Here is a 3829-nt window from a genome sequence, read left to right as displayed (position 1 = left end):
GGTCAGCTCACACTTCCGGTTGAGGAAGAAGACGCGCTCCCGACTCGAAACGTCGCTGCTGTCGTTGATGACAACGAAGCCTGTCGAGTCGCCGGCCCTGGTCGAGCGCCTGGTGCTGGTCGACGGCGGCCCGCCACTGGCGCCGCCGCCGGGCGTGCCGGCCGACCCGAGCCCCGCGCAGGTCACCCAGGTGATCACCGAGACGGTCGGGCAGGCGTACGCCCGCCTGACGATGACCTTCCCGGACCGCGCGGCCTACCAGGAGCTGTGGCGCGCCCACCCGTCGCTGGCCGAGTGGAACGACGCGATGGCCGCGTACGCCGACTATGACCTGATCGACGACGGCGGCGTGCTGCGCCCGGCGTGCCGGCTCGAAGCGGCCCTGAGCGACGCCCGTGACCTTTACGCCTGGCAGCCGGTCGAGCCGGAAGCGCTGCCGGTGCCGGCGGTCTTCCTGCGTGCCGAGCGGGGCATGTTCGACCAGCCGGAAGGGCTGTTCGCCCCGGGCGCCGCGGGGCGAGCCTTCCCGGGCATCACGGAGCGCGACGTCCCGGGCACGAACCACTACACGATCACGCTCGGCCCCAAGGGCGCGCAGGAGGTGGTCGCGGCGGTGCGAAGCGCCGGTTGACGAGCGGAGCGGCATGGCAGACTGACCCTGACCTGATGGATCGTTAGGGGAGCGCTGCGTGTCGCGGGAGATCAACACCGTCGGAGTTGTCGGGCTCGGCACGATGGGCGCGGGCATCGTCGAGGTCTTCGCGCGCAGCGGGATCTCCGTCGTCGCGGTCGAGGTCGCCGAGCCCGCGCTGGAGCGCGGCCAGGCGACGCTGGTCGGATCGATCGACCGGGCGGTGGCCAAGGGCAAGCTGACGCCGGAGGAGCGCGACGAGATCTTCGCCCGGGTCGGTTTCGCGGTCGGCTTCGAGGCGCTGCACGACGTCGACCTGGTCATCGAGGCCGTGCCCGAGCAGCTCCCGCTGAAGCAGGCGATCTTCGCGGAGCTCGACCGGGTCTGCAAGCCCGACGCGATCCTGGCCACGAACACCTCGTCGCTGTCGGTCACCGAGATCTCGGTCGCCACGACCCGGCCCAACCAGGTCATCGGCGTGCACTTCTTCAACCCGGCGCCGGTGATGAAGCTCGTCGAGATCGTCCGCACCGTGGTCACCGCGCCCGAGGTGGTCGCCGACGTCGAGGCCCTCTGTGCCCGGCTCGGCAAGACCGACGTGACGATCAACGACCGGGCCGGCTTCATCGCCAACGCGCTGCTGTTCGGTTATCTCAACCAGGCCGTGTCGATGCTGGAGGCGCGCTACGCGACCCGCGAGGACATCGACGCGGCGATGCGGCTCGGCTGTGGGCTGCCGATGGGCCCGCTCGCGCTGATGGACCTGATCGGGATCGACACGGCGTACGAGATCCTCGACACGATGTACCGCCGGGGCGGCCGCGACCGCCGGCACGCGCCCGTCCCGCTGATCAAGCAGATGGTCACGGCGGGCCTGCTCGGGCGAAAGACCGGCCGGGGCTTCTACACGTACGAGGGCCCGGGCTCGCCGAAGGTCGTGCCGGACGAGCTGACGGCCCCGCCCGCCCCGGCCGGAACGACACCTGACGAGGTCCGCGCGGTCGCGACGATCGGCGTGGTGGGCTCCGGCGTGATGGCCCGCGGGATCATCGAGGTCGTCGCCCGGGCCGGCTTCGAGGTCATCTCCGTGACCCGCGGCGAGCCGCAGACGACCGCGGTGACCGAGGCCGTCAGCGCCTCGCTGGCGAAGGCCGTCGTCAAGGGCAAGCTGACCGAGCCGGACCAGGCGGCCGCCCTGGGGCGGATCACCTGGTCGCAGCGCCTGGAGGACCTCGACGACGTCGACCTCGTGATCGAGACCGTGGTCGAGGAGATCTCGGTCAAGAAGGCCGTGTTCGCCGCCCTCGACGAGATCTGCAAGCCGGGTGTGGTGCTCGCCACCACCACGTCCTCGCTGCCGGTGATCGAGATCGCGATGGCCACCCAGCGCCCGGCCGACGTGATCGGCCTGCACTTCTTCAACCCCGCGCCGGTGATGCAGCTCGTCGAGATCGTGCGCACCATTCGCACCTCGCCGGAGACCACCGCCGCGGCCGGCGCGCTCGTCGCGGCGCTCGGCAAGACCGGCGTGCACTGCGCGGACCGGTCCGGTTTCATCGTCAACGCCCTGCTGTTCCCGTATCTCAACGACGCGGTGCGGATGCTGGAGGCGTCGTACGCGACGGTCGACGACATCGACTACGCGATGAAGCTCGGCTGTGGCTACCCGATGGGCCCGTTCGAGCTGCTCGACACCGTGGGGCTCGACGTGGCGCTGGCGATCCAGCGCGAGCTCTACCTGGAGCTGCGGGAGCCAGGCTTCGCGCCCGCGCCGTTGCTGGAACACCTGGTGACCGCGGGCTACGTGGGACGCAAGGCCGGGCGCGGATTCCGCGACCACACGCACTGAGCCCTAACCTTGGGGTTGTGAGCCCGCGTCGCAACCGCCCGAAGCCCGACGAGGGGCGCCCCCTCGACGACGAGGCGCTGCGGCGTGGGGTCGGCTCGGTCGAGGCGGACCGGCACGGCGACTGGATGGTGCGCCTGGTGCCGGGTGGGGCGAGCGCGAAGACCTACCGCTGCCCGGGCTGTGACCAGGAGATCCGGCCGGGGACGGCGCATGTCGTGGTCTGGCCGGCCGACGAGCGCGGCGACCTGACCGACCGCCGGCACTGGCACAGCGGCTGCTGGCGCGCCCGCGACCGCCGGGCACCGGGGGTCATGCGGTCGCGCGGCGCACCCCGTTACGGCTGACGGAACTCTTCGAGCACCGCGTCGGACAGGGCCGGCCAGAGCGGGGCCGCCCACTCGCCGAAGTTGCGGTCGGTCAGGCAGGCGAGGGCGAGGCCCGCGACCGGGTCGACCCAGACGAACGTGCCCGTCTGTCCGAAGTGTCCGAACGTCTGCGGCGAGTTCGCCGTCCCCGTCCAGTGCGGGTGCTTGTGCGACCGGATCTCGAAGCCGAGACCCCAGTCGTTGGGGTCCTGCCGCCCGTGGCCGGGCAGCACGCCGGCGAGGCCGGGGAACGCGACCTCCGCCGCGGTCCGGGTCAGCGCGGGCGCGATCGTCGGGCTCAGCAGCTCGCGGGCCAGCTTCGCCAGGTCGCCGATCGAGCCCGTCACCTTCGACGCCGGCGAGCCGTCGAGGACCGTGTTGGGCATGTCGAGCTGGTCCAGCACAAGGTCGATCATCAGGTCGGCGAAGCTGCCCTCGGCCCGGTCCGCGACGTGCTGGGCGAGCACCTCGAAGCCGCGGTTCGAGTAGATCCGCCGTCGCCCCGGCTGGGCCATCACCTGGTCGTCGCCGAAGTTGAGGCCGGAGGCGTGTGCCAGCAGGTGGCGCACGGTCGAGCCGGGCGGCCCGGCCGGGTCGTCGAGCCCGACCAGCCCGTCGTCGGCGGCGGCCAGCACGGTCAGTGCGGACAGCGGCTTGGTGACCGACGCCCAGGGCAGCGGGGTGTCCGGACCGGTGCGGGCCAGCACGCCGTCCTTGTTGACCACGGCGACGGCGACGGTGTGCACCGGCCAGGAACTGACCAGGGAGAGGGCGGACGAGTCGATCACCCGGCCACGGTAGCTCTCACGAGCGGGTGGACTCGTCCCGGGCCCAGGCGGCCCCGGCGGGGGTGCGCCGCGCGCGCCGCTCGGCGACCAGGGTCAGGGCGGTGTCGAGGCCGCGCCGCAGGATCTCGCTCTCGTCCAGCGCCACGGGCGCGTTCTTGCGGCGCGGGCCGCCCTGCTCCGTCAACGTTCCCACTCC

At 72.2% G+C, this 3829-nt stretch carries 5 protein-coding genes; 3 read left to right on the top strand and 2 right to left on the bottom strand.

Annotated features, from left to right (window positions below):
• Window positions 1-67: 67 nt before the first annotated feature.
• The 3 genes from AB0H87_RS39290 to AB0H87_RS39280 are packed head-to-tail and all read left to right on the top strand — an operon-like array spanning window position 68 to window position 2824.
• Window positions 68-631 (top strand): hypothetical protein, encoded by a 564-nt coding sequence (locus AB0H87_RS39290; protein ID WP_360158118.1) that lies wholly within the window; start codon window positions 68-70, stop codon window positions 629-631.
• Between the two features lie 58 nt (window positions 632-689).
• Window positions 690-2480 carry a 3-hydroxybutyryl-CoA dehydrogenase gene (locus AB0H87_RS39285; RefSeq protein ID WP_360158115.1) on the top strand — a complete coding sequence of 597 codons (1791 nt, stop codon included), beginning with the start codon at window positions 690-692 and terminating at the stop codon, window positions 2478-2480.
• Window positions 2481-2497: 17 nt separating this feature from the next.
• Entirely contained in the window at window positions 2498-2824 is a 327-nt protein-coding gene (locus AB0H87_RS39280; protein WP_360158112.1) for a hypothetical protein, read from the top strand.
• Here AB0H87_RS39280 and AB0H87_RS39275 read toward each other — a convergent pair.
• Window positions 2815-3633: a serine hydrolase domain-containing protein gene (locus tag AB0H87_RS39275; RefSeq protein WP_360158109.1), complete on the bottom strand. Its 819-nt coding sequence runs from the start codon at window positions 3631-3633 to the stop codon at window positions 2815-2817. The two genes, AB0H87_RS39280 and AB0H87_RS39275, sit on opposite strands and share 10 nt — an antisense overlap.
• Window positions 3634-3649: 16 nt before the next feature.
• The coding region (locus tag AB0H87_RS39270) for a hypothetical protein (RefSeq protein ID WP_360158106.1) at window positions 3650-3829 on the bottom strand (180 nt) is incomplete at its 5' end.

Origin of the sequence: Asanoa sp. NPDC050611 (assembly GCF_040654855.1) — a bacterium.
In the GTDB taxonomy this organism is placed as follows: domain Bacteria; phylum Actinomycetota; class Actinomycetes; order Mycobacteriales; family Micromonosporaceae; genus Asanoa.
The sequence above is the reverse complement of the archived record's forward strand: the minus strand, read 5'-3'. Positions and strand labels throughout refer to the sequence as shown.

Coding starts and splice junctions, on each gene's coding strand:
- AB0H87_RS39290 (WP_360158118.1), top strand. CDS start 68: ATGACAACGAAGCCTGTCGAGTCGCCGGCCCTGGTCGAGCGCCTGGTG.